A 22,011-nucleotide genomic window follows, 5' to 3' on the forward strand; every position below is an offset into this window, starting at 1 on the left:
TGTCGCAGTGAAGGAGGTGAGGGCCGTGATTCCTGTCCTTGCAGGTGCCGTTTCCCGCGTTCAGAAGTCCACCGAGTCCTGTACCCCCAGGTCCGCGGCCGACCTCGGACCGGTGTCGCCCATACGCTGACACCGCCGTCGTGCGGCCGGGGGCCACCCGTACCCCCGAAGGGTTCACCCCGTTGTCTTCCACGACCACTGCTGCCCACCCGCTCTCCGGCCTCGGCTGGGACGAGGGCCGGGCCGCCGCCTTCCACCCGCACGCCGAGGCGGGCCTGCTCCCCGGCCGGATCACCCGCATCGACCGGGGCCGCTGCGACGTGCTGCTCGTCGACCCCGAGACCGGGGAGCCGAGCACGCTGCGCGCGGACACCCGGCCGGTCACCGGCGCCGACACCGTCCACAACCCGTGCACGGGCGACTGGGTGGCCGTCGACCCGACCGCCCGACCACTGCCCGCCGTCACCTCCGTACTGCCCCGCACCACCGCGATCATCCGCAAGGGCGCCCACAAGCGCTCCGAAGGTCAGGTGCTGGCCGCCAACATCGACACCGTCCTGATCGCCGTCTCACTCGCCGCGGAACCCGACCTGGGCCGAATCGAACGTTTGCTCGCACTCGCCTGGGAATCCGGGGCCGACCCGCTGATCGTCCTCACCAAGTCCGACCTGGTGCACGACGGCGAATTCGTCCGGGCGGACGTGGAGGCGGTCGCCCCCGGGGTCACCGTGCTGACGGTCAGCGCCGAGACCGGAGCCGGCATGGACGCACTGCGCGCCCTCGCCACCGGCTCCTGCGCCCTGATCGGCCAGTCCGGCGCCGGCAAGTCCACCCTCACCAACGCCCTCGCGGGCGCCGACACCATGACGGTCCAACAGGTCCGCAGCGTCGACGAGAAGGGCCGCCACACCACCACCACCCGCGAACTCGTCCCACTCCCCGGCGGCGGCGCCGTCATCGACACCCCCGGCCTGCGCGGCGTCGGCCTGTTCGGCGGCGAGGGCATCGACCTTGCCTTCGCCGACATCGACGCCCTCGGCGCCGAATGCCGCTACGACGACTGCTCGCACCGCACCGAACCCGCCTGCGCCGTCCGCGCCGCCCTCGCCGACGGCACCCTCCCCGAACGCCGCTGGGAGTCCTACCTCAAGCTCCAGCGCGAGAACGACTGGATCGCCTCCCGCACCGACGCCCGCCTCCGCGCCGAACGCGCCCGCCACCACAAGACCCGCACCAAGTCGGCCCGCAACGGGCACCGGGCCTGACCGACCACTGCCCCTGCAGCCCCGGGTCGCCCAGGGTGCAGGGGCAGTGGTGCCAACGGCCTTCAGCTAACTCCCGGCTACAGCATCGGCCATAGGAGCCAGATGGGCAGCCAGGAGTCGGTGCCCGGCTCGCGGCGGCTGCCGGATGCCCCCGGTGTGGAGTCCAGGGACAACGAGGTGGTGCGGTGGTTCACGAACGAGGCATGCGCGGCAAGGTGCTCGCCGAAGCCGTGGCGCGTAGAAACTCTTTGCACGGACGGTCAGATCTCTCTGTGTGGCGGTGTTGCTTGATCCGACCATACACAGATAATACCAACGTCGCTAATCGAGGCCATTTGATCCGTGAGGTTGGGTCGATCGGCATGTGACTGTCGGGTAATTTAGCGCGACCCTGCCCGGGGCGTGCCGTTCGAATGAGATTCGAACGTGATTCTCACGAGCCGCCGGGCTCTGCGCCGGCCTCGCCCTGGAGTAGTTTCCGATAGCGATCCAGGGTCTCCTCGGTGGTTGTTCCGCCGTGCGGCAGGTCGTCGGGCCCGGCCGCGACGGGACGGCTGTGGCTGGCTGCGCCGGGGCGCTGCACCGGGCCCGGCAGTAGCCGTTGGGCCTGGTCCAGACCATCTCTGGCTTCCATCTCCTCGCGCGGAGCCCCGACGGAGTGGGCTATCCGGAGCGCCTCCGAATGCAGATCGAAGGCTGATTCCGGATTTCCCGAGTCGAGCAGGATTCGTCCCATGGTGTTCATTGCGCTGGCCTGATGGCGAAGGGCATCGAGCCGACGGAATGTCTCGACCGCCGAAGAAGCCATCGACACTGCTAGGTCGATTTCCCTGGGAATCTCCATGAGGTCGGCGAGATTTAATTGCGCTGTCGCCAGGGCCATTTCGTCGATCACCCCGTCGCCCTTGCCGATGACCTCCTCGAAAGCCTGTCTGGCGGCGGCATTGTCGCCGATATCCAAATAGAGTCCGCCGATGTTGTGGGTGATCTTCAGGGCTGTCGCGTGCTCGTCGATGCCGCGGAAGAACGACAGCGCCTCGTGCAGACTGTCGATCGCCCCTCGGGGGTCGCCCAGCTCGTTCTGAATCACGCCGAGGTTGCCGACGGCGCGAGCCACCGCCGCGGCGTCGCCGAGCCCGCGCAGGATGGCGACTGCCTCGCTCAGTAGGCGCAGGGCGCCGCGCAGGTCGCCCTGGTGCCAGTGCAGCTCGCCCAGGTGTCCCAGTGCGGCGGCGATGCCCCGGCGGTCGCCGGCGGCTTGGGCAAGGGTCAGCGCGCGCTCGGCGGCCTGCTCGGCCGAGGGGTAGTGAGAAGCCCGCAACTCTGCGACAGCCAGCGCGAGTTGGGCGTGCAGTTCGGGGAGGTCGGCACCAGTCTCCCGCCAGTAATCGGTGGCCGAGCGATGGATGGAGATGGCCTCGCGCCACAGCTGGCGAGACTCGACGTGTTGTTTGATGGTGTGGGCGAGAACGGCGGCCGATTCGCGATCACCGTTTGTGCGTAAGCTCCTCTGAAGCTCGATCAATGTTTCGATCTCGGCGCCCACCCAGTGATTCGCCGCCGTCTCGTACATCGGGTCGACCGCAGCAATCGGGTCCTCAGTGGTGAACTCGGTTCCGAACAGGGAAAGTTCCATGCGGTGGCGGCCGGGATGGATCTCTCGGTCGGCATGATCGGCCTTATGGAAAAGGTAGTTGACGGTCCGTCGAAAGATCTTCCGACGCTCCTGTTCGGAGTCTTCCTGATGTGCCCGGGTGCTCGCGTAGGCCCGGACCAGGGCGTGGTAGCTGAATCGCTCTGCCGAGTGCTCCGCCAGCAGGCTCGCGGAGAGCAGGTCCTCGATCAGGCGTTCCGCGCGGTCGACCCGGCATCCGATCAGGGCGGCGGCGGTGTGCAGGCCGAAGTCCGGGCCGGGGTGGAGGCTCAGGCGGCGGAAGGCGGTCCGGTGGTGTTCCGACAGGTCGTGGTAGGACATGGCGAGCGCGCTGCGGAGGCTGTCGGGGCCGTCTCCGAGCTCGTCCAGGAGGCCGTTCCGGGTGAGGCGGTCGGCGAGGTGGGCGAGGGTCCAGGAGGAGCGGAAGCGGAAGCGTCCGGCAGCGAGGTGCAGGGCCAGTGGATGGTGTGCGCACAGATGGGTGATCTCGGCGAGCCGGTCGGCATCGGCGGTCCGGTCGGTGCCGGCCAGGCGGACGAACATCTCGGCGGACGCGGCCGGAGTCAGCGCGTCGAGGGGAACGGAGACGACGGACGGAAGGGCCGCCATCCGGTGGCGGCTGGTGACCAGGACGAACGAGGTGGGTCTGGACGGCAGCAGCGGACCGATCTGGCCGGGGCCCGCAGCGTCGTCGAGGACCACCAGGGCATGCCGCTGGGTGAGCAACTCGTGGCATTGATTGAGGAGTTCCTCGCGCTCGACGGGTATCCGGGCGGCCGGAACGCCGAACTGCCGCAGCAGTGCGGTGGCCGCGGCCTCGGCGCTGGGGTCGTGCTGCGCACCTGAGTAGGTGCCGAGCCGCAGCAGGTGGACGCCGTCCGGGAAGTGGCCCTGCAGGCGGTCGGCCGCGGCGGTGGCGAGCGCGGTCTTCCCGGATCCGGGGAGGCCGCTGATGGCGACCACCGGCCGGCCGGGGCCGGTGCCCCGACTGTCGGTCCGGCCGGGCCACTCGCCCCGGGCGGCGGCGGCAAGGATCGCCAACTCGTCTTCCCGTCCGACCAGTTCGGGGACGGCCAGCAGGCCGGCGGGGCGCCGGCGGGAGCCCTGGTGGTGGGCCGGGGGTGCGGCAGCCGTGCCGGTGGGGGCGACTGTCTGAGGGGATCGCCGGGGGATGAGGGTGGCGATGTTGACGCCGTTGATGATGTGGTCGTTGAGGGCCTTGAGGCGCTCGCCGGGTCTGGTGCCGAGGTCGCGGTCGATGCGGTGGCGGATGTGGCGGTAGACGGCGAGGGCCTCGGCGATGCGGCCGCTGCCGTAGAGGGCGGTCATCAGGTAGACGGCGACGCGTTCGTTCCATGGGTTTTTGGCGGAGAGTTCGGCCAGAGTGGGAACCAGGTCGGCGTACCGGCCGAGCCGCAGCTCGATCTCGGTTCGGGTCAACTGGGCGGCGAGCCACTGGTCGTTCATGAACCTGCGGGTCTGCTGGGCCCACTCGCCGGGTAGGCCGGCCAGGGGTTCGCCCTGCCAGATGTCGTCGGCGTGGTCGAGGGCGTCGAGGGCCCGTCGGTCGTCGCCGGCCTCGATCAAGCGGCGGGCCTCGCGGGCCCGGCGGCGGTAAGCGTGCCAGTCGATCTGGTCGGGTTCGGCGCGGAGGGCGTAGGTGCCGGGCCGGGAGACGATCTCCATGGGGCGCTCGCCGGGTTCGCTGTCGAGCTCGGCGGCCTCGCGCAGCGCTGCCCGTAGTCGGGAGACGTAGGACTGCAGGGTGCTGGAGGCGGTTGGCGGGGGTTCGCCGTCCCAGAGGCAGTCGGTGAGCGCGGTGGGCGAGACCGGGCGTTCCAGATCCACGGCCAGGGAGGCCAGCAGGGTTCGGACCTTCCACGAACTGATCGGCAACGGCTCTCCGCTGACCGTGAGTTCGATTGCTCCCAGCAAGTGCAGATACACCCGGGTGCCTCCTGTCGCCGGTGCTTCGGACGCGCAGGAGGTGAGCATGGCACGGGTGGGGGCATGCTGCTATAGCACCTCTGAGTTTCCCTTCGCCAGTTCTCACCTATTGTTTCGGCCGATGTCGCACTTATCTGGTAATGGCCTCGCCCTCGCCCGGAGGGTGCGCGCCGACCACCGGACGGTCCGCCCCGGCGGCCACCACCTGTGCCCAGACAGCTGTACCACCCCGGACGCGGCCGTACCGATCGATCCAGTGGAGGAACGAGCACGTGGAAGGCCACCGCAATTCCGTCACCGGCCAGGCAAGGATCGAGGGCGTCGCGTTCCAGGCGGGCGACATCCAGGGGGGCGTGCACATTCACTCGCACGCTCCGGCGCTGCTTCCGGTGCCGCAACAGCTTCCGCCCGCCCCTGCGCACCTCCTCGGACGGGAGGGCGAACTCGCGGCGCTCGACCGGGAGTTGAATGCGCCCCCGCCGCCGGGTGGCCGCTGCCTGCTGCTGGTCGGCCCGGCCGGCGTGGGCAAGACGGCGCTCGCCGGCAGCTGGCTGCGCAGCCGGGCGGAGTTCCCGGACGGGCTGTTCTATGCCGATCTGCGCAGCCATGCCCCGGGTGGTCCGACCGATCCGGTGGAGGTGCTGGGGGCGTTCCTGCGGGCGCTGGGTCTTGCCCGGGTGCCCGCCGAACTGCACGAGGCGGCCGCGCTCTGGCGCTCCGCCGCGGCGAGCCGACGGATCGGCATCCTGCTGGACAGCGCAGCCACCGCCGCGCAGGTCCGCGCGCTGCTGCCGGGGGCCGAGGGCTCCGTCACGGTGGTGACCGGCCGTACCCGGCTGGACGGGTTGTCCATGGACGGTGCGGGAGTCTTCCCGGTCGGTCTGATCGACCGGGCCGCGGCTACCGAGCTGTTGACGCAGCGGATCGGCGAGGCCCGGGTCGCGGCCGAACTGCCCGCCGTCGAGCAGGTGGTGAGCCGCTGCGCCGGACTGCCGCTGGCGATCTGCGTGGCGGGCGCCCGGATGGCCTCGCGTCCCCGTCAGCCGCTCTCGGCGACCGCCGAGGCGTTGCGGCGGGAGGCCGATCGGCTGGCGGCGTTGCGGTTGGACGGCGAGAGCGCGGTGCGCGGTGCGCTGGACGCCTCGTACCGGGTGCTGGACCGGGCGGCGGGCCGGCTGTACCGGGTGCTCGGGCAGCTCCCGCTGACGGAGTTCACGCCGGAGTCGGCCGGTGCCGCCGCCGAACTCTCCTGGGCCGACGCCGACGCCACGCTCGACCTGCTCGCCGGGACGCACCTGCTGGAGGAGCGGGGCGCCGGCCGCTACCGGTTCCACGACCTGATCCGGCTGCACGCCAGGGAGCTCGGGCAGGCCGAGGACCCGCCCGAGGAGCGCGAGGCCGCCGTGCGCCGCGTCGGCGAGCACTATCTGGCGGCGGCCACCGTGGCGGAGGGGCTGATCATGCCCAGTCACCGCCGGCTGGCCCGGGACTATCAACAACCTCCGTTGCACGTACCGGAGTTCACCGAGGAGATGGAGGCGCTCGGCTGGTTCGACCGGGAGCGCGACCAGCTCATGGCCGTACTCAGGGACGCGACCCGGAATCACCGGTACACGCTGACCTGGCAGTTGGCGGACGCGATGCAGCCGATGTTCGTCCGGCTGCGGCCGCATGCGATGCAACTGGAGTCCAACACCCTGGGGCTGGCCGCCGCCCGCAAGGTCGAGGATCCGATCGTCGAGCAGCGGATGCTGACCTCACTCGGACAGGGGCGGCGCAACGCCGGCCGGATCCACGAGTCCGCCGACTGGTTCGCGCAGGCGCTCGCGGTGGCCGAGGCGTTCGGCGACCGGAAGGGCAAGGGGCAGGCCCTGGTCGGGCTCGGGCATGCGCACCGCGACCTCGGCGAGCTCGATGACGCGCGTGCCCGGTTCGAGCAGGCGCTGGTGCAGTGGGAGGCGATCGACTACCGGCGAGGCGTCGGTCTGATCCGGGTCGCGCTCGGCGAGGTCGCGACGGATGCCGCGGACGAGGCCGAATCGGTGCGGCAACTGTCCGCAGCCATCGAGGACTTCATGGCCGTCGGCGACCAGTACGAGGTGTTCCGGGCGCGGGCGATCCTGGGCCGGGCGTACCTGATGGCCGCCCGGTACGAGCAGGCCGGGGCCGAACTGGAGGCCGCCCGGGCCGGGTTCGTCACGGCGGGCGCACTGCACTGGCAGGCCCGAAGCATCGAGTGGATCGGCGAACTCGCCCTGGCCCAGGGCGAGATGGGCACCGCCAGGGAGAAGTTCACCGCTTCGTACGAGCTCTACCGCAGCGTCGCCGCCCCCGACACCGCCCGGCTGGCCCGGCGGATCGAGGAGCTGCCGGGGGGATGACGGGTGGTCAGAACAGTTGGTCGCCGCTCTCGTGGGCGAGGAGCCAGCGCTTGGCGTCGATGCCGGCGGCGAAGCCGGTGAGGGTGCCGTTGGCGCCCATGACGCGGTGGCAGGGGCGGACGATCAGGAGGGGGTTGGCCCCGACGGCGCCGCCGACGGCGCGGACGGCGCGGGGGGACTGGCCTGCGGCGTCGGCGAGTTGGCCGTAGGTGATGGTGGCGCCGTAGGGGATGTCGTCGAGGGTGTCCCAGATCCGGCGGCGGAACTCGGTGCCGACGGGGGCGAGCGGCAGGTCGAAGGTGGTGCGTTCGCCGGCGAAGTACGCGGTGAGCTGCTCGACGGCGGGGGCGAGCGCCTCCGGGTCGGGCTGCCAGTCGGGGGCGGGCTCGCTGAGCGCGCCCTTCTGGTGGGGGGCGGTGACGGCGGTCAGTGCGAAGCCGTGCTCGTCGTCGAGGGTGCCGCTGAGCAGCAGGGTGCCGAGCGGGCTGTCCATGGTGGTGAAGACGGTGGTCATGCCGGTTCCTTGCGGGTGTCGCGGGTGCGGAGGGCGGTGTGGTGGGCGGAGGCGGCCGACCACAGGTGGTGCAGGGCGTAGGAGCGCCAGGGCGCCCAGGCGGCGGAGCGGTCGGCGGCGCTGCGCGGGTCGCCGTTCTCGCCGAGGGCGCGCAGGCCGTCGCGCACGCCGATGTCGGTGGGGAGGAAGACGTCCGGGTCGGCGAGGGCGCGCATCCGCAGGTAGCCGACCGTCCACGGGCCGATGCCCGGGAGGGCGAGCAGGTCGGCGGCGGCCTGTTCGCGGTCCACGCCCGGGTCGAGCCGGACGGCGCCCTCGGCGAGGGCGGCGCACAGGCCGAGCAGCGCGCGGCGGCGGGCCTGCGGCATCGCCAGGTGTTCGGGGTCGGCGGCGGCGAGGGCGGCGGCGGTCGGGAACAGCAGCCGCAGCCCGCCGTCGGCGGTGGGCAGCGGGGCGCCGTAGGTTTCGGCGAGCCGGCCGGCCAGGGTGCGGGCGGCGGCGACGCTGATCTGCTGGCCGAGGACGGCGCGGACGGCGAGCTCGTGCGGGTCGACGTGGCCGGGGGAGCGCAGCCCCGGCCGGGCGGCGGCGAGCGGGGCGAGCAGCGGATCGGCGGCGAGCCGGCCGTCGACCGCGTCCGGGTCGGCGTCCAGGTCGAACAGGGCGCGCAGCCGGTGCACGGCCGTGGTGAGGTCGCGCAGGTCGCTGAGGCTGAGCCGGCAGTCCAGCCAGCCGCGGCTTCGCGGATCGTCGGGGGCGAGCCCGTCGACCTCGGCGATGCCGTGCCCGTACGGCAGGGCCAGGGTGCGCCGGTAGGTGCGGGTGCCGGGGCGCGGGCCGGGGACGACCTCCTCGACGCCCGGGACGGCTCGCAGCGCGAGGAAGTCCAGCAGGTGCTCGGTGTCGACGGCGCCCCGGTAGGCGAGCCGCAGGGCGAGCGATCCGGCCGCGACGGGGGAGCGGCGGTGGCCGCCGTGCTCGGTGCGCAGCGTACTGGGGGTGCGGTCGTAGACCTCGCGGATGGTGTCGTTGAACTGTCGCACCGAGGCGAAGCCCGCCGCGAACGCCACGTCGGTGACCGGGAGTTCGGTGGTCTGCAGGAGCAGGCGGGCGGTCTGGGCGCGCTGCGCGCGGGCCAGGGCGAGCGGGCCGGCGCCCAGTTCCGCGGTCAGCTGGCGCTGGAGCTGGCGGGCGCTGTAGCCGAGCCGGTCGGCCAGCCCGGCGACGCCCTCCCGGTCCACGATGCCGTCGCCGATCAGCCGGACGGCCCGGCCGACCAGGTCGGCGCGGTGGTTCCACTCCGGCGAGCCCGGCACCGAGTCGGGTCGGCAGCGCCGGCAGGCCCGGTAGCCGGCGCCCTGGGCGGCGGCCGCGGTCGGGTAGAACGAGCAGTTGGTGCGCTTGGGGGTGGTGGCCGGGCAGCTCGGACGGCAGTAGATGCCGGTGGTGCGGACGGCCGTGAAGAACACCCCGTCGAAGCGGGCGTCCCGGCTGTGCACGGCTCGGTACCTGGTCTCGTCGTCGATCACGCCATCCAGTCTGCGCCATCGCCAGGGCCCCGACTGGCGGGAATCGGACATGGACCTGCCGGGCCCGGGAGGTGATCGGGGGACGGTGGTGTCAGCGCGTCGGGTCGGTGCCGGCGAGGGCGTGGGCGAGGTGGTCGAGGCCGGGGAGGGCCTGCATGACGGCCTGGCGATCGGCGGAGGTGAGGCCGGCGAGAGCGGTGGCGAGGCGGCGTTCGTGGGCGCTCTGCCAGTCGCGGAGCTGCTGGTGGCCGGCCTCGGTGAGGGCGATCCGGGCGGTGCGCCGGTCGCCCGGGTCGGGTTGGCGGTCGACCAGGCCGGCGTCGAGGAGCTTGGAGATCAGGCCACTGACGGTGTTGGGCGCGAGCCGTTGCCGGGCCGCGAGTTCGCCGACCCGCATGGGGGCGACGGCGAGGGTCTGGAGCAGTTCGACCTGGGCCATCGGCAGCGCCTCCCAGGGGAACTCGGACCTGATCGAGCTGCGCAGCGCGCGGCGCAGCCGGGTGATCACGTCGGTGAGTCGCTGGGCTCCGGCGAGGGCGTCGGTGTCCGGTACGAGGGGGTCGGGCGCGGGCCGGTGCTGCGAGGACATGGCGGACAGCGTAGCGCCAGGTGCTGTCGGTGCTGCCCGGCGTGCGCCCGTTGACCAGCGGGAACGGTTGCTGGCACCAACCAGATGACTCCGGGCCGGAAACACTCCTTGAGCGATTATGTCGGTGGCAGATATATTCGAAGCATGGCCGAACCCGCCGTCGCCCCACGGCTGCTCGACACCCTGCAGGACGCCCTCCAGCGGGCCGAACGCCCACGCCCGCGCGCCGTCGCACGCTGGCCGCACGCACACTGGCTGGCCGTCGGCACGGTCTGCGTCGGCGCGTTCCTCGGCCAGCTGACCGCGAGCGTCACCTCGCTGGTGTTCCCCGCGCTGGAGCACCGGTTCGACGCGGGATTCGCCGCCGTCGAATGGGTGTCGCTGGCGTACCTGCTGGTGCTGGTCGCCCTGCTCGCCCCGGTCGGACGGCTCTCCGACCTGGTCGGCCGCAAGACCGTGTACCTGGGCGGCTTCGCGGTGTTCGCCGCCGCCTCGCTCGGCGCCGGACTGGCCGGCAGCCTGGCCGTCCTGGTCGCCTGCCGCGCGGTGCAGGCCGTCGGCGGCGCGATGATGCAGGCCAACAGCGTGGCACTGGTCGCCCGCGGTGTACCCGAACGGGCGATGCGCACCGCGCTCGGCATCCAGGCCGCCGCCCAGGCCCTCGGCCTCGCCCTCGGCCCGACCCTCGGCGGTCTGCTGGTCACCCACGCCTCCTGGCGCTGGGCGTTCTGGGTCAACGTCCCGATCGGCGTGCTCGGCATCCTGGCGGGCTGGTTCCTGCTGCCGCGCACCTTCCCCGACGGCCGCTGTCCGGCCCGCCCCCGGGAGGCCGGGCGCTTCGACCTGGTCGGCCTGCTGCTGCTCGCCACCGCGTCCACCGCGCTGCTGCTGGCGCTGTCCGCCGCGTCCGGACTGCCGCTGCCCGGATGGGCGGTGGCCGCGCTGGCGGTGCTCGCGGCCGTCGCGGCGGCCGGGCTGGTCCGGCAGGAGCGGCGCGCGGACCGGCCGCTCGTCCCGCCCGGGCTGGTGAACACCCCCGGTATCCGGGCCGGACTGGTGGTGGCGCTGATCGGCTACCTGCTGCTGTTCTGTCCGCTGGTGCTGGAACCGGTGGTACTGGCCGGCCGCGGAGTGTCCGCCGCCACCGCCGGCGTGGTGATCACCGCACTGCCCGCGGCGTTCGCGCTGGCCGCCACGGTCGGCGGCGGGCTGCTGCCGCGCGGCTGGAGCGACGCGGTGCGCTGCCGGGCGGGCGCGCTGCTCGCCGCGGCCGGACTGCTGGCGCTCGCCGTGCTGCCCGCGTCCGGCGCCGGCCCGGCGGTCGGGCCGCTGCTGGTGGCCGGCTACGGCCTCGGGCTGCTGCTGCCCGCCAACAACGCGCTGGTGATGCGGGCGATACCCGCGCAGAGCTCCGCCGTCGGCGGCGGCCTGGTGAACATGGTGCGCAGCCTCGGCACCGCACTCGGCACCGCCCTGCCGGTGCTCGCCGTCCACCTCGCCGGGCCGGCGTCCGGCGGCCGGGTGGTCCTGCTGCTGCTCGCCGCGGTCGCCGTGCTGGCGGCCCGCCTGTCCGCCCGCTGACCGGCCGCCCGCCGACGCGCCTACGGAACGAGAAGGCGGAACGAGACGGCGGAACGCCACGCACGAACGAGAAGACGGAACGACAAGCCGGAACGACAGAACGACACGGACGAACGACGCGCAGGAACGGGCAGGGCGCCGCCCGGACGGTTCCGGACGGCGCCCCTGCTGTACGGAGCGTCAGGACGTCGGCTGCGCGCCCCGTTCCGTGAGCATGCCGGTGATCAGGTCGATCTCGGCCTTCTGCCCGTTGACCATGGTCTGCGCGAGGCGCTTCTCCACGTCGTTCTTCGCGGCGTCGACGTACGCCTGGGCCATCTCCACGCCGCCCTTGTGGTGGGCGAGCATCAGTTGCAGGTAGAACACCTCGGCGTCCCGGCCGCTGAGCGTGCGGAGCCTGTCCAGGTCGGTGTTGGTCGCCATGCCCGGCATCAGCGAACCGTCGTGCGCCTCGTACGTGTGCCCCATCCAGGCCATCGGCTTGGCCGCGCTGGCCTGGGTCAGGCCCCACTGGTCGAGGAAGCCCATCAGCATGCCGCGCTGGTTCGCCTGCGTGTTGATGATGTCGAACGCCAGGGTGCGGACCGCCTGGTCCTGGGTGCGGTCGCGGACGATGAACGACATGTCGATCGCCTGCTGGTGGTGGGCGGCCATGTCGCGGGCGAACCCGGCCTCCGCCGACTCGGTGCTCGGCGCGGACGAGGAGCTCCCGGCCGCCGGGGTGCTGCTGGAGACCAGCGCGGGCACCCCGAGGCCGAGCGCGACCACCGCCGCCAGCGCGGCCGGCCACCACAGCGTCCGGCGGCGCCGGCCACCGGGCTGCGCCGGCTCCACCACAGGGTCCGGGCCGCCGGTCGGGTCGCCGCTCGCGTCGTCGTTCACCCGGCCGGTCACATCGTGCCCGAGCTGCAGGAGGCGCCCGGCTCCTGGGTCTGCGGACCCTGCACGTACTTGGTGAAGAACTTCTCGATCCGCGGGTCCTGCGCGGAGTCCACCACCAGCTGGGTGCCCCAGGCGCTCAGCGTGATGGTGCCCTGCTCGTCCGGGTACGGGCTCATCAGGCTGTACGGGGTGGCCTTGACCTTCTCGCTCAGCGTCTTGATGTCGTCCGGCGTGGCCTTGGCGTTGTAGGTGACCCAGACCGCGCCGTGCTCCAGCGAGTGCACCGCGTTCTCGTTCTTCACCGGCTGGTCGTAGACGTTGCCCATGCAGGTCGCCCAGACCGGGTTGTGGTCGCCGCCGACCGGCGGGGTCTGGTCGTACTTGACCTCGGTCTGGACGTGGTTGCGGGACAGCTTGTCCCAGGTCTTGATGCCCTCGATCGGGGCGCTCGCCGCGGCGGCCTTCTCGTCCTTCTTGTGCTTGGCGTCGAGCGCCAGCCAGCTGCCGCCGCCGATCATGGCGAGCACCAGGACGGTGGAGGCGCCGATGGTGAGGATCTTGTTGCGGCGCTCACGGCGCTGCTCGACGGCGCGCAGCTCGGCTATCCGGGCCCGGCGGTCGGCCTGCTGGGCGGCCTTGCTGCCCGGCCTGGGCTGGTTGCCGGTCTGCTGCGACGACTGCTTGGAGGCGGAACCCATGAGTGATGTCCTTGTCCCCGCCGTGCTGCGCACGACGGTCTGCGGTGGGGTGGAGGCAGGCGGAGCCGCCGACCGCCCGGGAGCCGGGGACGGGTCGGCGGTGGGTTCCGCTCAGGACCGGTGAACCTGGAGCGCGTGCAGGTCAGGCGCGTGGTGCGGCGCCGGTCGGACGTCGACCGCCGGGGCGGCGGGCGACGCGGGTGGGGCCACCAACTGCGGCAGAACGACCGCGCCGGGCTGCGGCGGCGCGTTCGGGAGCTGCGACTCCGGGCCGCAGAAGGAGTGACTGGAACAGCCGTGACCGGGAACCCGGTTCGAGCCGTCCGCGGTGCACAGGATGAGCACGCCGGGACCGTCCGGCGCCAGCGCGTGCTGGTGGCCGGAGGCCTTGCCGGTCCGGTCCGCGACGGGGATCGCCGCCGGGGCGACCGTCGACACCGCCTGTACGGAGGTGACGGGCCCGGCCGGCGGGGCGCCCGCGGCGCGGGCGGTCGACGTGCACGGCAGCAGCGCCAGCAGGGCGGCCAGCAGGACGGACCACAGCATCGCGACCGGGCGGAGCACCGCGTCGGCGGTCCCTCCCCGGCGGCGAGTGCGAAGCCCTGGCGCGGTCATGCGCACATATTAATCAGCCGATCGGCTGATGTGATGCCCCCCTTGGGCTCCGAATTTCCGTTCCGGAGCCATTGCCGCGGCTCATTCGAACCGGCAGTGGCCGGAACCCCTACCCGGGAGTCGGTGCGATGTTCCGATTCCCGGACAGCGCCGTTGTGCTTCGGAAGAATGACGTGACGTCCGGCATTCCCACGGATCAATCAGGAGCCGTCAGTTGAACGAGCAGGGCGCACCCAGGCCGACCCGACCCGACGACGCCTGGTGGCACACCGTGTACGCGGGCCCCGCCGGCACCCTTCCCGACACTCCCGACGCCGTCGCCGACACCACCTCCGTGGACGACTGGTTCACCGCCGCCGCCGGACTCTTCGGCGCCCAGGACCGGTCCGCCGAGGACACCCCGCCAGTGACCGAGGACACGCCGCCGCCACCCGCCGAGCCCGAATCGGTGCGTCCGGTGCCGGCCCAGCGCAGGTGGGCCGAGGCCGCGTGGCCCGAACTCGGCCCGACGGAGGTCGCGCAGGCTGCGGAGACCGAGCGGGTCGAGCAGCCCGAGCGGACGGAGCGGGTCGAGCAGCCCGAGCAGGCTGAGCGGATCGAGCCGCCGCAGCCCGTCGAGCCGCCCGTCCTCGTCAAGTCCGCGCCGGAACCGGTGGTCGAGCGGGAGCCCGAGCCGGTGGCCCCGCCGCAGCCGGTGGACGCGGATGTCCCGGCAGCGCCCGACGCGGTGTCCGCGCCGCCGTCGGAACGCGGTGTGCCGTGGCGGGAGCCGGAGGCGCCGGCGGTGCCGCACGTCGGGGAGCGGCCGCCGACGTACGCCGCCGAGCCGACCGCGCTGCCGGCCGGCGACCCGGACGGGCTGGCGGCGATCGTGCCGGACACGGCCGTCGACGGGGCCCGGTTCGCGGCGACCACGCTGCGGGCGGTGTCGATCCGCGGCGACTCCGCCCGCTACCGGGGCGAGCCGCGACGCGACGCGCTGCTCACCGTGCGGTTCGGGGACGCCGAGGACGGGCTGGTGCTGACGGTGCTCGCGGGCCCGGCGCGGCAGGCCGACCCCGGGTGGGGTTCCGCCGCGGCGGGGGACGCGGCCCGGCAGCTGGCGGCGGCGATCGGTCGCAGCCGCGCCGAACTCGCCGCCGACCTGCGGGCCGGGGCCCGGGACCGGTTGCGGTACGGCCTCCAGCGGATCGCGATCCAGGCCGCGGCCCGGCTGCGCGGCGACGGCGAGGGCGCCCAGGCGGCGGAGGACGAGGTGCTGCCGCCGGAGGAGACCGCCTCGCTGCACTGCCTGCTGATGTCCACCGACCCGGCGGCCACCCACCGCGCCGCGTTCGGCACCGGCCCGGGCGGGCTGTACCTGCTGCGTTCGGGCCACTGGATCGACGCGTACGCCGCCCGTCTGCTCCACCACCCGGACGGCCAGCCCCCGCTGCCCCCGGCCGCCCGCCAGGCGCCCCGTCCGTTCCGGTTCCGCCTGGTCCCGGCCACCTCCGGCGACATCCTGCTGCTCTGCACCCCGGGTCTCGCCGACCCGATCGCCGAGGAGCCGGCGGTCGCCCACTTCCTCTCCAGCCACTGGGCCCACCCGCACCCGCCGAGCACCGTCGATTTCCTCCGCCAGATCCAGGTCCGCGCCAAGGGCTACGCCGACGACCGCACCGCAGCAGCCGTCTGGACCGACTGACCCCGGATCCCGGCGGCCGAGGACCGGATCGGATCGGACCGGCCGTCGGCCGTCCGGGTCGCCAAGGTCGCCAGAGTCGTCCGGGTCGCCCGCCGTCCGTCCCGTTACTGCGTTGCCTCCGGCGTTACGCCGAGCAGGGCGTGGGCGGCGGAGGCGGCTTCGGCGGTGGCCCGGGGGCGGGTGGCGGCGGGGAGGCCGATGGCGAGCGGGATGGCCAGGCCGTCGAGGAGGGCGCGGAGTTGGGCGGCGCGGTCGGCGGCGGGGGCGGTGGGGGTGAGGACGCCGGTGGTGCGGCCCTCGGTGATGAGCGCGGTGAGGTCGTTCTGCCAGGGCGTTTCGATGTCGAGCTGCCCCTGGCGGAGGTCCGCGGTGCCGGGGGAGCGGCTCCACACCTCGATCCACAGGATCCACCGGGGGTCGCCGGGGCCTTCGGGCAGGTAGAGGTCGATGTAGCGGGCGAGCCGTTCGAGCACCGGCAGGTCGTGGCGGGCGAGTTCGCGGGTGCGGCGTTCGCCGAGTTGGGTCTCGCTCCAGCGGAGGGTCTCCAGCAGGAGCTGGTCCTTGCTGCCGAAGTAGTAGAGCAGGTGGCCGGCGCTCATGCCGAGTTGCTGGCCGAGGCCGGCCATGGTGAGGCGGGCGAGGCCGTGTTCGGCGATGGCGGCGCGGGCGGCCGCGTACACCTCTTCCCGCGGGCGGGCCGGGCGGCGGGTGCGTGGCGGGGCCATCCGCTCTCCTCGTTGCTGGCTGTCCGGGGTCCAAGTCTCCCGTACGGGACCCGGCGGAGGTGCGGGCGGGGTCACCAGCCGCCGTGTTCGAGCCCTTCGAGGTGTTCCCGGCGGCCGTGGTCGAGGCCGGCCCGGTAGGCCTTGCGGAGGACGGCGGCGGCCTGTTCGCGGTCCAGTTCGGGCGCGAGGCGCAGCAGTTCGGCGGTGAGTTCGTCGAGGCTGGGAGTGTTCATGGGTCCATGACACCGTGCCGCGGCCGGGCCCGCCCCTCCGCGGACGCAGGGGCGGGCCGGACGGGAGGGTCAGCCGAGGGTGGCGGCGTAGGTGGTCTCGGCGCTGAAGCCCCAGCTGGGGGTGGCGTCCCACGGGTTGTCGAGGACGTCGTCGGTGGCGTACGCGTATCCGGCGCCGCGGGTGAACGCGCTGCTGAGGGCGGTGCGCATGGCGGTGGCGTTCGGGACGGCGTGGATCAGGTGCCAGTAGGAGGTGCCGCTGGGGTCGAAGTTGGCGCCGGGGTAGTAGCCGGCGGTCAGGTTGAAGACGTTTCCGCCGAGGTAGGCGTTGGTGTACGCGTCGTAGGTGCCTTCGAAGGTGACGAAGGTGTCGGCGGTGCGCTTGCCGGGCTCCAGGAAGCAGTCCTGGACGGCGGTGCCGGGGTTGTCCACCACCAGTTCCTGGGCGGTCGGGTCGATGGAGTGGACGATGGCCTGGACCTGCTGGCGCAGGTCGAGGTAGTAGTCGCGGGCGGCGTTGTTGTCGCCGCACTCACGGCTGGTGGTGTCGAAGAAGATGCCGTCGACGTGCAGCTTGCCGTCGCCGGTGACCAGGTAGTTGCGGACGGAGGCCAGCACGGCGGCCTTGTCGCGGCCGGCACGCTCGGTGTGCACGTAGCCGAGCACCCGGGTGTGCTCGCCGGTGGCGGTGGTGCGGGCGCGCAGTGCGTCGGCGCGGGCCTGCCAACTGGCGTCGAACGGGTCGTCGCCGTTGTTCGGGTTGAGGATGACGATGGACGCCGCGGGCTGGGCGGCCTGGACGTCCAGCAGCATCTGCTGGTTCGGGTAGACGTACGCCGGGACGCCGATCTCCAGGCCGCGGGAGGCGGTGGCGGCGGCCGGGGCGGTGGCGCCTGCCTGCGGTGCGGCGGTGGCGCCGACGGCGAGCAGCGAGCCGAGAAGCAGGGCGGTGAGCCCCTTCGCGCGGATGCGCATGCGTGGTTCCCCCAATGCTGGGCGGGCGTCCCCCTGACGCCGCACGGGCATGCTAACCGGAGTCGGGCATTCGAAGGCCGGATATCGGAGATCGTTCATCGGAGTTCACCGGCGACCGGACGGCCGGTCGGTGACGCCGCCTCAGGACAGGTCGGTGGCGCGGCGTCAGGTTCTGATCGGACGCGCGTCCGCCGCCGTTCGGTGACGTGCGGTCAGGCGGTGGGCGGACGCGTGTCGGCCGCGCGGCCGGCCGGTGGCGCGGTGTCGGGCGATGGGCGGACGGCCGTCGACCGGGCGGGCGGATCGGCTGCGCCGATCGGGTGAAAGTTGGTCATTTCGGGTCGTGCCACGGCCGCAGGTGATCGGGTGGTCGGATCAACTGCCCGGTATGCGTACTCCCCATCGGGCCGGCCGGATCGGCTCCGTCCTGGCACTCCTGGCCGGATCGCTGTTCGGCAGCGGCGTCCTGGCCGCGCCCGCGCACGCCGCGATCTCCTTCGTCAAGAACGTCGACAAGTCCACTGTCGCGCCGGGGGAGAACGTCACCTTCACCCTCCAGTACACCTGCTCGGTCACCGAGTGCGTCAACGGGCGGATCACCGACACGCTGCCCGCGTCCATGGAGTTCGTCGGCTGGACGCCCGACCCCACCACCGTGGACGTGGCCGGCTCCACCGTGCCCGCCGCCGGGGCCATGGGCGGCAGCCTCGACATCGCGCTGCTGAATCTCAGCCCGGGCACCACCGCTTCCGTCAGCGTGGTGGTGCGCTTCCCGAACTGGACGACCGCGGACGGGACTTCGGCGCTCAACTCGGCGCAGCTGACGGTCGACGGGGAGGCCCCGCAGAGCGGCTCCGCCACCGTCACCGCGCACGTCGAGCCTGCCTACCAGGTCACCAAGGGCGTGCAGACCGCCAGCGCGGACGGACGGACCGTCACCTACCAGTTCAGCGCCTGCTCCACGCCGGGCGTCAACGTCGACCTGGACGCCAGCCGGCTGCTGGACACCCTGCCGCCCGGCGCGGTGGTCGACACCGCGCGCTCGCCCGGCTGGAGCCAGGTCGCGCCCGGGCCGAACACCTGGGGCTACGACATCGGCGCGTTCCGGGCCGCCAACGGCCAGGCCGGGTGCCGGATTCCGGGCGTGCTGGTGGTGAACTACCCGGACCCGACCTTCCCGGCCGGCACCACCTCCACCAACGACGTGGAACTGCTCGGCGACCCGCTCGGCCCCGCCCCGGAGCAGAGCCTGTCCACCGCCGAGGCCACCACCGGCACCTTCCAGGAGCCCGGCACCGGCGTGCAGGTCACCGCCGCCAAGTCCTGGGGCGAGCAGAGCGTCTCCGGCGACCTGAACAGCTTCAGCCTGTTCGCCACCAACACCTCGGCGCCCGCCACCTCGCTCACCATGACCGACCCGGGCGCCGGCACCACCCCCGACCTCTACAACTGGCTGTTCCCGCAGTCCCTCCAGCTCGACGCCTGGAACCCGCCCGGGATCCAACTCACCCTCCAGTACCGGCTGGACGGCGACCCGACCTGGCTGACCTTCACCCCCGGCACCCCGTTCGACGGCTCCACCACCCGGCGGATCACCTTCGAGCAGGGCGCCGGCGACCCCGCCGACGACGTGCTCGGCATCCCCGCCGGCCGCCGGCTGGACGGGCTTCGGTTCACCTGGAACGGCCCGCTGCCCACCGGCTGGTCCCCGGGCAGCGGCGTCCAGGTCGTCACCCAGGTCGTCACCCCCGGCCACGACGGCGCCCCCGCACCGGAGTTGCTCACCAACTGCGTCTCCACCACCGCCACCGACGGCACCACCACCGCCGAGGCCACCGGCTGCGCCGAATCCACCGTCTCCGCCGCCACCAACCTCGGCGCGGCCAAGACCACCGTCGCGGGCGCCGTCACCAACGCCGGCGGCACCGCCACCTTCGAGGTGATCCCGTACAACCGCTCCGGGCGCGCGCTGGACCGGCCGCTGGTGCTGTACGACGTGCTGCCCGCCGGGCTGGTCTACCTCGACGGCTCGCTGCGCACCGCCCCCGGCTGGCCGGACGCCAAGCTCCCCGAGTCCGTGCAGGTCACCCCCGGTGCGGACGGCACGCAGATCATCAAGATGACCTGGCCGGCCGGCGCGCCCGACATGACGTACCTGAACGACCCGCTGGCCTACCGGGTGGAGTTCGACGTCCAGGTCGCCGCCAGCGTCCGGGCCGGGACGCTCACCAACCAGGTGTTCGTCACCGCCGACCACCCGAGCGAGCCCGTCACCTGCTTCTACGGCGGCGTCAGCTCGGGCGTGCCCGACACGCTCGACCTGAACGGCAACGGCGACCTCGACGAGACGATGTGCCACGCCACTTCGGAGGTCGAGGTGCAGGTGCCGAGCGTGCTGCGGTCCTACAAGGAAGTCCAGGGCGACCTGGACGCCGGGTACGGCCCGATGGGCGCCTCCACTCCCGGTGGCACGCTGTCCTACCGGATGACCGTCCGCAACGACTCGCCGGACCCGGTCACCGAGTTCCTCGCCTACGACAAGCTGCCCACGCCCGGCGACAGTTACGTGCTGACGCCCGACGCGGCCCGCGGCAGCGCCTGGGCGCCGTCGCTGAGCAGCCCCATCACCAGCTCCGACCCCACCGTGACGATCGAGTACACCACCGACAAGCACCCGTGCGTGCCCGCGCTGGTGCCGCCCGCCGCCGACCCGGGCTGCGACCCGAACGCGGTGTGGACCACCGCGTTCCCGGGCCCGGGCGTCGCCACCTGGTTCCGGATCGGGCGCCCCGGCACGCTCGCCCCCGGCGACTCCTTCACCCTGCAGTGGCCGATGGTCGCCCCGTTCGACGCCCCGGCGGGGGCGTACGCCTGGAACTCCTTCGCCTACACCGCCACCGACGCGACGGGCCGTCAACTGCTGCCCGCCGAGCCAGCCAAGGTCGGCGTCGCCGTCGAGCAGACCGGCCCGTCCGACAATGCGCTCGGCGACTTCGTCTGGGACGACCTCAACTACGACGGCATCCAGCAGCCGAACGAGCCCGGCGTCCCCGGCGTGCACATCGACCTGCTGGACGGCAACAGCCAGCCCGTCCGCGACCTGAACGGCAACCCGGTCACCACCGTCAGCGACGGCGGCGGCCACTACCTGTTCGACCACCTGCCCGACGGCACCTACCAGGTCCGCTTCGAGCTCGCCACGCTCCCCGCGGGCGCCACCGTCACCGTCCGGCACGCCGGCACCGACCCGGCGCTCGACTCCGACGCCGACCCGGTCACCGGGCTCACCCAGACCGTGACCCTCACGGGCGGTGAGCGCTACCTCGACCTGGACCTCGGCATCGTGCTGCCGCACACCGGCCCGAGCCCCTCGCCGTCCCCGTCCACCTCGCCCTCGACCGGCCCGGAGCCGTCGCCGCCGACCGGGGAGCCCGGCGGGGAGGAGAAGGGCGAGCACGGGATGCTGCCGCACACCGGCACCGACCTGCCCGGCGGCCTGCTGGCCGCGGTGGCCGGGGCGCTCGCCGTCGGCGGCGCGGTGCTCTGCGCGGTGACGTACCGTCGCCCCCGGCGCCGGCACTGACCGACCGGCACTGACCGACCGGCGCAGACACCGAACGGCCGGCGCAGACGCTGAACGGCCGCGGGCCGGAGCCTCGCAGCAAGGCTCCGGCCCGCGGCCGTCGGTGCGTCAGGCCTTCGGCTGCTGCTGGGTGATGCAGTGGATGCCGCCGCCGTTGGCGAAGATCTCGCGGGCGTCGACCAGCTCCACGGTGCGGCCCGGGTAGGCCTTCTCCAGCACGGCCTTGGCCTCCTGGTCGCGCGGGTCGTCGAAGGCGCACAGCACGACGACGCCGTTGGCCACGTAGTGGTTGATGTAGGAGTAGTCGACGGGCTCGCCGTCCTCGTCGAACAGCACGGTGGGAGCCGGGAGTTCGATGACCTCCAGGGCTCGGCCCCGGGCGTCGGTGGCGGCGCGCAGGATGTCGGCGAGCTCCTGGCAGACCGCGTGGTCGGGGTGCGCCGGGTCGGGCTGGGAGTGCACCACGACGGTGCCGGGGCGGACGAACGAGGCGACGATGTCGATGTGGCCGCGGGTGCCGAACTCGTCGTAGTCCCGGGTCAGTCCACGCGGCAGCCAGATCGCCTTGGTGGTGCCGAGGTGCGCGTGCAGTTCGGCCTCGACCTGCTCGCGGGTCCAGTCGGCGTTGCGGCCCTCGCCGAGCTGGACGGTGTCGGTGACCAGGACGGTGCCCTCGCCGTCGACGTGGATGCCGCCGCCCTCGTTGATCAGCCGGGAGGCGAACCGCCGCACGCCGGCCAGCTCGGTGACGTGCTCGGCGATGTCCTGGTCGTGTTCCCAGCGCGCCCAGGACTGGGCGCCCCAGCCGTTGAACACCCAGTCGGCTGCGGCCAGTTCACCCTTGCCGTCGATCAGGAAGGACGGGCCGATGTCGCGCATCCAGGCGTCGTTCAGCGGGCGCTCGACGATCTCCACCTCGGGGGCGAGGTAGGGCCGGGCCTGCTCGGTCTCGCCGGTGTTGACCACCAGGGTGACCGGTTCGTGGCGGACGATCGTGTTGGCGACCTCGGCCCAGGCGCGGCGGGCCGCGTCCAGCTGGTCCGCGCCGTCGAAGGTCGGGTTCGGGGTCGGGAACGCCATCCAGGTGCGCTCGTGCGGGTGCCATTCGGCGGGCATCCGGAAGCCGAACTCGGCAGGAGTGGGGGAGGTCATG

At 73.1% G+C, this 22,011-nt stretch carries 16 protein-coding genes; 5 read left to right on the forward strand and 11 right to left on the reverse strand.

Going from position 1 to position 22,011, the window contains the following annotated elements; all coding sequences use genetic code 11:
• The first annotated feature begins 182 nt into the window (after positions 1 to 182).
• Entirely contained in the window at positions 183 to 1,265 is a 1,083-nt protein-coding gene (gene rsgA, locus ACIQF6_RS24320) for a ribosome small subunit-dependent GTPase A (protein ID WP_400898400.1), read from the forward strand.
• A 433-nt stretch (positions 1,266 to 1,698) separates the two neighbouring features.
• On the opposite strand, the gene ACIQF6_RS24325 is transcribed toward rsgA, so the two are convergent.
• Positions 1,699 to 4,914 (reverse strand): AfsR/SARP family transcriptional regulator, encoded by a 3,216-nt coding sequence (locus tag ACIQF6_RS24325; protein ID WP_400898402.1) that lies wholly within the window; start codon positions 4,912 to 4,914, stop codon positions 1,699 to 1,701.
• 224 nt (positions 4,915 to 5,138) lie between these two features.
• On the opposite strand from ACIQF6_RS24325, the gene ACIQF6_RS24330 reads away from it, so the two are divergent.
• On the forward strand, positions 5,139 to 7,247 hold the full coding sequence (locus tag ACIQF6_RS24330; RefSeq protein WP_400898404.1) for a tetratricopeptide repeat protein: 2,109 nt from the start codon (positions 5,139 to 5,141) through the stop codon (positions 7,245 to 7,247).
• Between the two features lie 7 nt (positions 7,248 to 7,254).
• Here the strand turns inward: ACIQF6_RS24330 and ACIQF6_RS24335 are convergent, their stop codons facing one another.
• From ACIQF6_RS24335 to ACIQF6_RS24345, 3 genes are read right to left on the reverse strand one after another with little or no spacing between them, the layout of a single operon-like run.
• The gene (locus ACIQF6_RS24335; protein ID WP_400898406.1) at positions 7,255 to 7,761 is read right to left on the reverse strand and encodes a methylated-DNA--[protein]-cysteine S-methyltransferase; all 507 of its coding nucleotides are present in this window, start codon (positions 7,759 to 7,761) and stop codon (positions 7,255 to 7,257) included.
• Positions 7,758 to 9,341, reverse strand: coding sequence for a DNA-3-methyladenine glycosylase 2 family protein (locus ACIQF6_RS24340; RefSeq protein ID WP_400898408.1), 1,584 nt, complete (start codon positions 9,339 to 9,341; stop codon positions 7,758 to 7,760). The genes ACIQF6_RS24335 and ACIQF6_RS24340 overlap by 4 nt, the downstream gene beginning before the upstream one ends.
• Before the next feature lie 40 nt (positions 9,342 to 9,381).
• Complete coding sequence (locus ACIQF6_RS24345) at positions 9,382 to 9,879, reverse strand: MarR family winged helix-turn-helix transcriptional regulator (protein ID WP_400898410.1); 498 nt, start codon at positions 9,877 to 9,879, stop codon at positions 9,382 to 9,384.
• Between the two features lie 144 nt (positions 9,880 to 10,023).
• Here ACIQF6_RS24345 and ACIQF6_RS24350 point away from each other — a divergent pair, with 144 nt between their 5' ends.
• The gene (locus tag ACIQF6_RS24350; RefSeq protein WP_400898412.1) at positions 10,024 to 11,460 is read left to right on the forward strand and encodes an MFS transporter; all 1,437 of its coding nucleotides are present in this window, start codon (positions 10,024 to 10,026) and stop codon (positions 11,458 to 11,460) included.
• A gap of 180 nt (positions 11,461 to 11,640) precedes the next feature.
• Here ACIQF6_RS24350 and ACIQF6_RS24355 read toward each other — a convergent pair whose 3' ends face one another.
• The 3 genes from ACIQF6_RS24355 to ACIQF6_RS24365 form a co-directional block, all read right to left on the reverse strand.
• The gene (locus tag ACIQF6_RS24355) at positions 11,641 to 12,294 is read right to left on the reverse strand and encodes a DUF305 domain-containing protein (protein ID WP_400898853.1); all 654 of its coding nucleotides are present in this window, start codon (positions 12,292 to 12,294) and stop codon (positions 11,641 to 11,643) included.
• 56 nt (positions 12,295 to 12,350) lie between these two features.
• Complete coding sequence (locus tag ACIQF6_RS24360) at positions 12,351 to 13,040, reverse strand: DUF3105 domain-containing protein (RefSeq protein ID WP_400898414.1); 690 nt, start codon at positions 13,038 to 13,040, stop codon at positions 12,351 to 12,353.
• A 111-nt stretch (positions 13,041 to 13,151) separates the two neighbouring features.
• Positions 13,152 to 13,655, reverse strand: a complete 504-nt coding sequence (locus tag ACIQF6_RS24365) for a hypothetical protein (protein ID WP_400898416.1) — start codon at positions 13,653 to 13,655, stop codon at positions 13,152 to 13,154.
• Between the two features lie 214 nt (positions 13,656 to 13,869).
• On the opposite strand from ACIQF6_RS24365, the gene ACIQF6_RS24370 reads away from it, so the two are divergent.
• On the forward strand, positions 13,870 to 15,342 hold the full coding sequence (locus ACIQF6_RS24370; RefSeq protein WP_400898418.1) for a hypothetical protein: 1,473 nt from the start codon (positions 13,870 to 13,872) through the stop codon (positions 15,340 to 15,342).
• A 104-nt stretch (positions 15,343 to 15,446) separates the two neighbouring features.
• On the opposite strand, the gene ACIQF6_RS24375 is transcribed toward ACIQF6_RS24370, so the two are convergent.
• The 3 genes from ACIQF6_RS24375 to ACIQF6_RS24385 form a co-directional block, all read right to left on the reverse strand.
• Entirely contained in the window at positions 15,447 to 16,067 is a 621-nt protein-coding gene (locus ACIQF6_RS24375; RefSeq protein WP_400898420.1) for a TetR/AcrR family transcriptional regulator, read from the reverse strand.
• A 71-nt stretch (positions 16,068 to 16,138) separates the two neighbouring features.
• Positions 16,139 to 16,300 (reverse strand): hypothetical protein, encoded by a 162-nt coding sequence (locus ACIQF6_RS24380; RefSeq protein ID WP_400898422.1) that lies wholly within the window; start codon positions 16,298 to 16,300, stop codon positions 16,139 to 16,141.
• 69 nt (positions 16,301 to 16,369) lie between these two features.
• Entirely contained in the window at positions 16,370 to 17,275 is a 906-nt protein-coding gene (locus ACIQF6_RS24385; protein ID WP_400898424.1) for a spherulation-specific family 4 protein, read from the reverse strand.
• Between the two features lie 388 nt (positions 17,276 to 17,663).
• On the opposite strand from ACIQF6_RS24385, the gene ACIQF6_RS24390 reads away from it, so the two are divergent.
• Positions 17,664 to 20,858: an SdrD B-like domain-containing protein gene (locus ACIQF6_RS24390; protein ID WP_400898426.1), complete on the forward strand. Its 3,195-nt coding sequence runs from the start codon at positions 17,664 to 17,666 to the stop codon at positions 20,856 to 20,858.
• Between the two features lie 108 nt (positions 20,859 to 20,966).
• Here ACIQF6_RS24390 and ACIQF6_RS24395 read toward each other — a convergent pair whose 3' ends face one another.
• Positions 20,967 to 22,010, reverse strand: coding sequence for an agmatine/peptidylarginine deiminase (locus tag ACIQF6_RS24395; protein ID WP_400898428.1), 1,044 nt, complete (start codon positions 22,008 to 22,010; stop codon positions 20,967 to 20,969).
• Between the last annotated feature and the right edge of the window lies 1 nt (position 22,011).

The organism is Kitasatospora sp. NPDC092948 (assembly GCF_044754805.1).
Lineage (GTDB): Bacteria > Actinomycetota > Actinomycetes > Streptomycetales > Streptomycetaceae > Kitasatospora.

Coding starts and splice junctions, on each gene's coding strand:
- ACIQF6_RS24325 (WP_400898402.1), bottom strand. CDS start 4,914: ATGCTCACCTCCTGCGCGTCCGAAGCACCGGCGACAGGAGGCACCCGG.
- ACIQF6_RS24335 (WP_400898406.1), bottom strand. CDS start 7,761: ATGACCACCGTCTTCACCACCATGGACAGCCCGCTCGGCACCCTGCTG.
- ACIQF6_RS24340 (WP_400898408.1), bottom strand. CDS start 9,341: ATGTCCGATTCCCGCCAGTCGGGGCCCTGGCGATGGCGCAGACTGGAT.
- ACIQF6_RS24345 (WP_400898410.1), bottom strand. CDS start 9,879: ATGTCCTCGCAGCACCGGCCCGCGCCCGACCCCCTCGTACCGGACACC.
- ACIQF6_RS24350 (WP_400898412.1), top strand. CDS start 10,024: ATGGCCGAACCCGCCGTCGCCCCACGGCTGCTCGACACCCTGCAGGAC.
- ACIQF6_RS24360 (WP_400898414.1), bottom strand. CDS start 13,040: ATGGGTTCCGCCTCCAAGCAGTCGTCGCAGCAGACCGGCAACCAGCCC.
- ACIQF6_RS24365 (WP_400898416.1), bottom strand. CDS start 13,655: ATGACCGCGCCAGGGCTTCGCACTCGCCGCCGGGGAGGGACCGCCGAC.
- ACIQF6_RS24375 (WP_400898420.1), bottom strand. CDS start 16,067: ATGGCCCCGCCACGCACCCGCCGCCCGGCCCGCCCGCGGGAAGAGGTG.
- ACIQF6_RS24380 (WP_400898422.1), bottom strand. CDS start 16,300: ATGAACACTCCCAGCCTCGACGAACTCACCGCCGAACTGCTGCGCCTC.
- ACIQF6_RS24385 (WP_400898424.1), bottom strand. CDS start 17,275: ATGCGCATCCGCGCGAAGGGGCTCACCGCCCTGCTTCTCGGCTCGCTG.
- ACIQF6_RS24390 (WP_400898426.1), top strand. CDS start 17,664: ATGCGTACTCCCCATCGGGCCGGCCGGATCGGCTCCGTCCTGGCACTC.
- ACIQF6_RS24395 (WP_400898428.1), bottom strand. CDS start 22,010: ATGACCTCCCCCACTCCTGCCGAGTTCGGCTTCCGGATGCCCGCCGAA.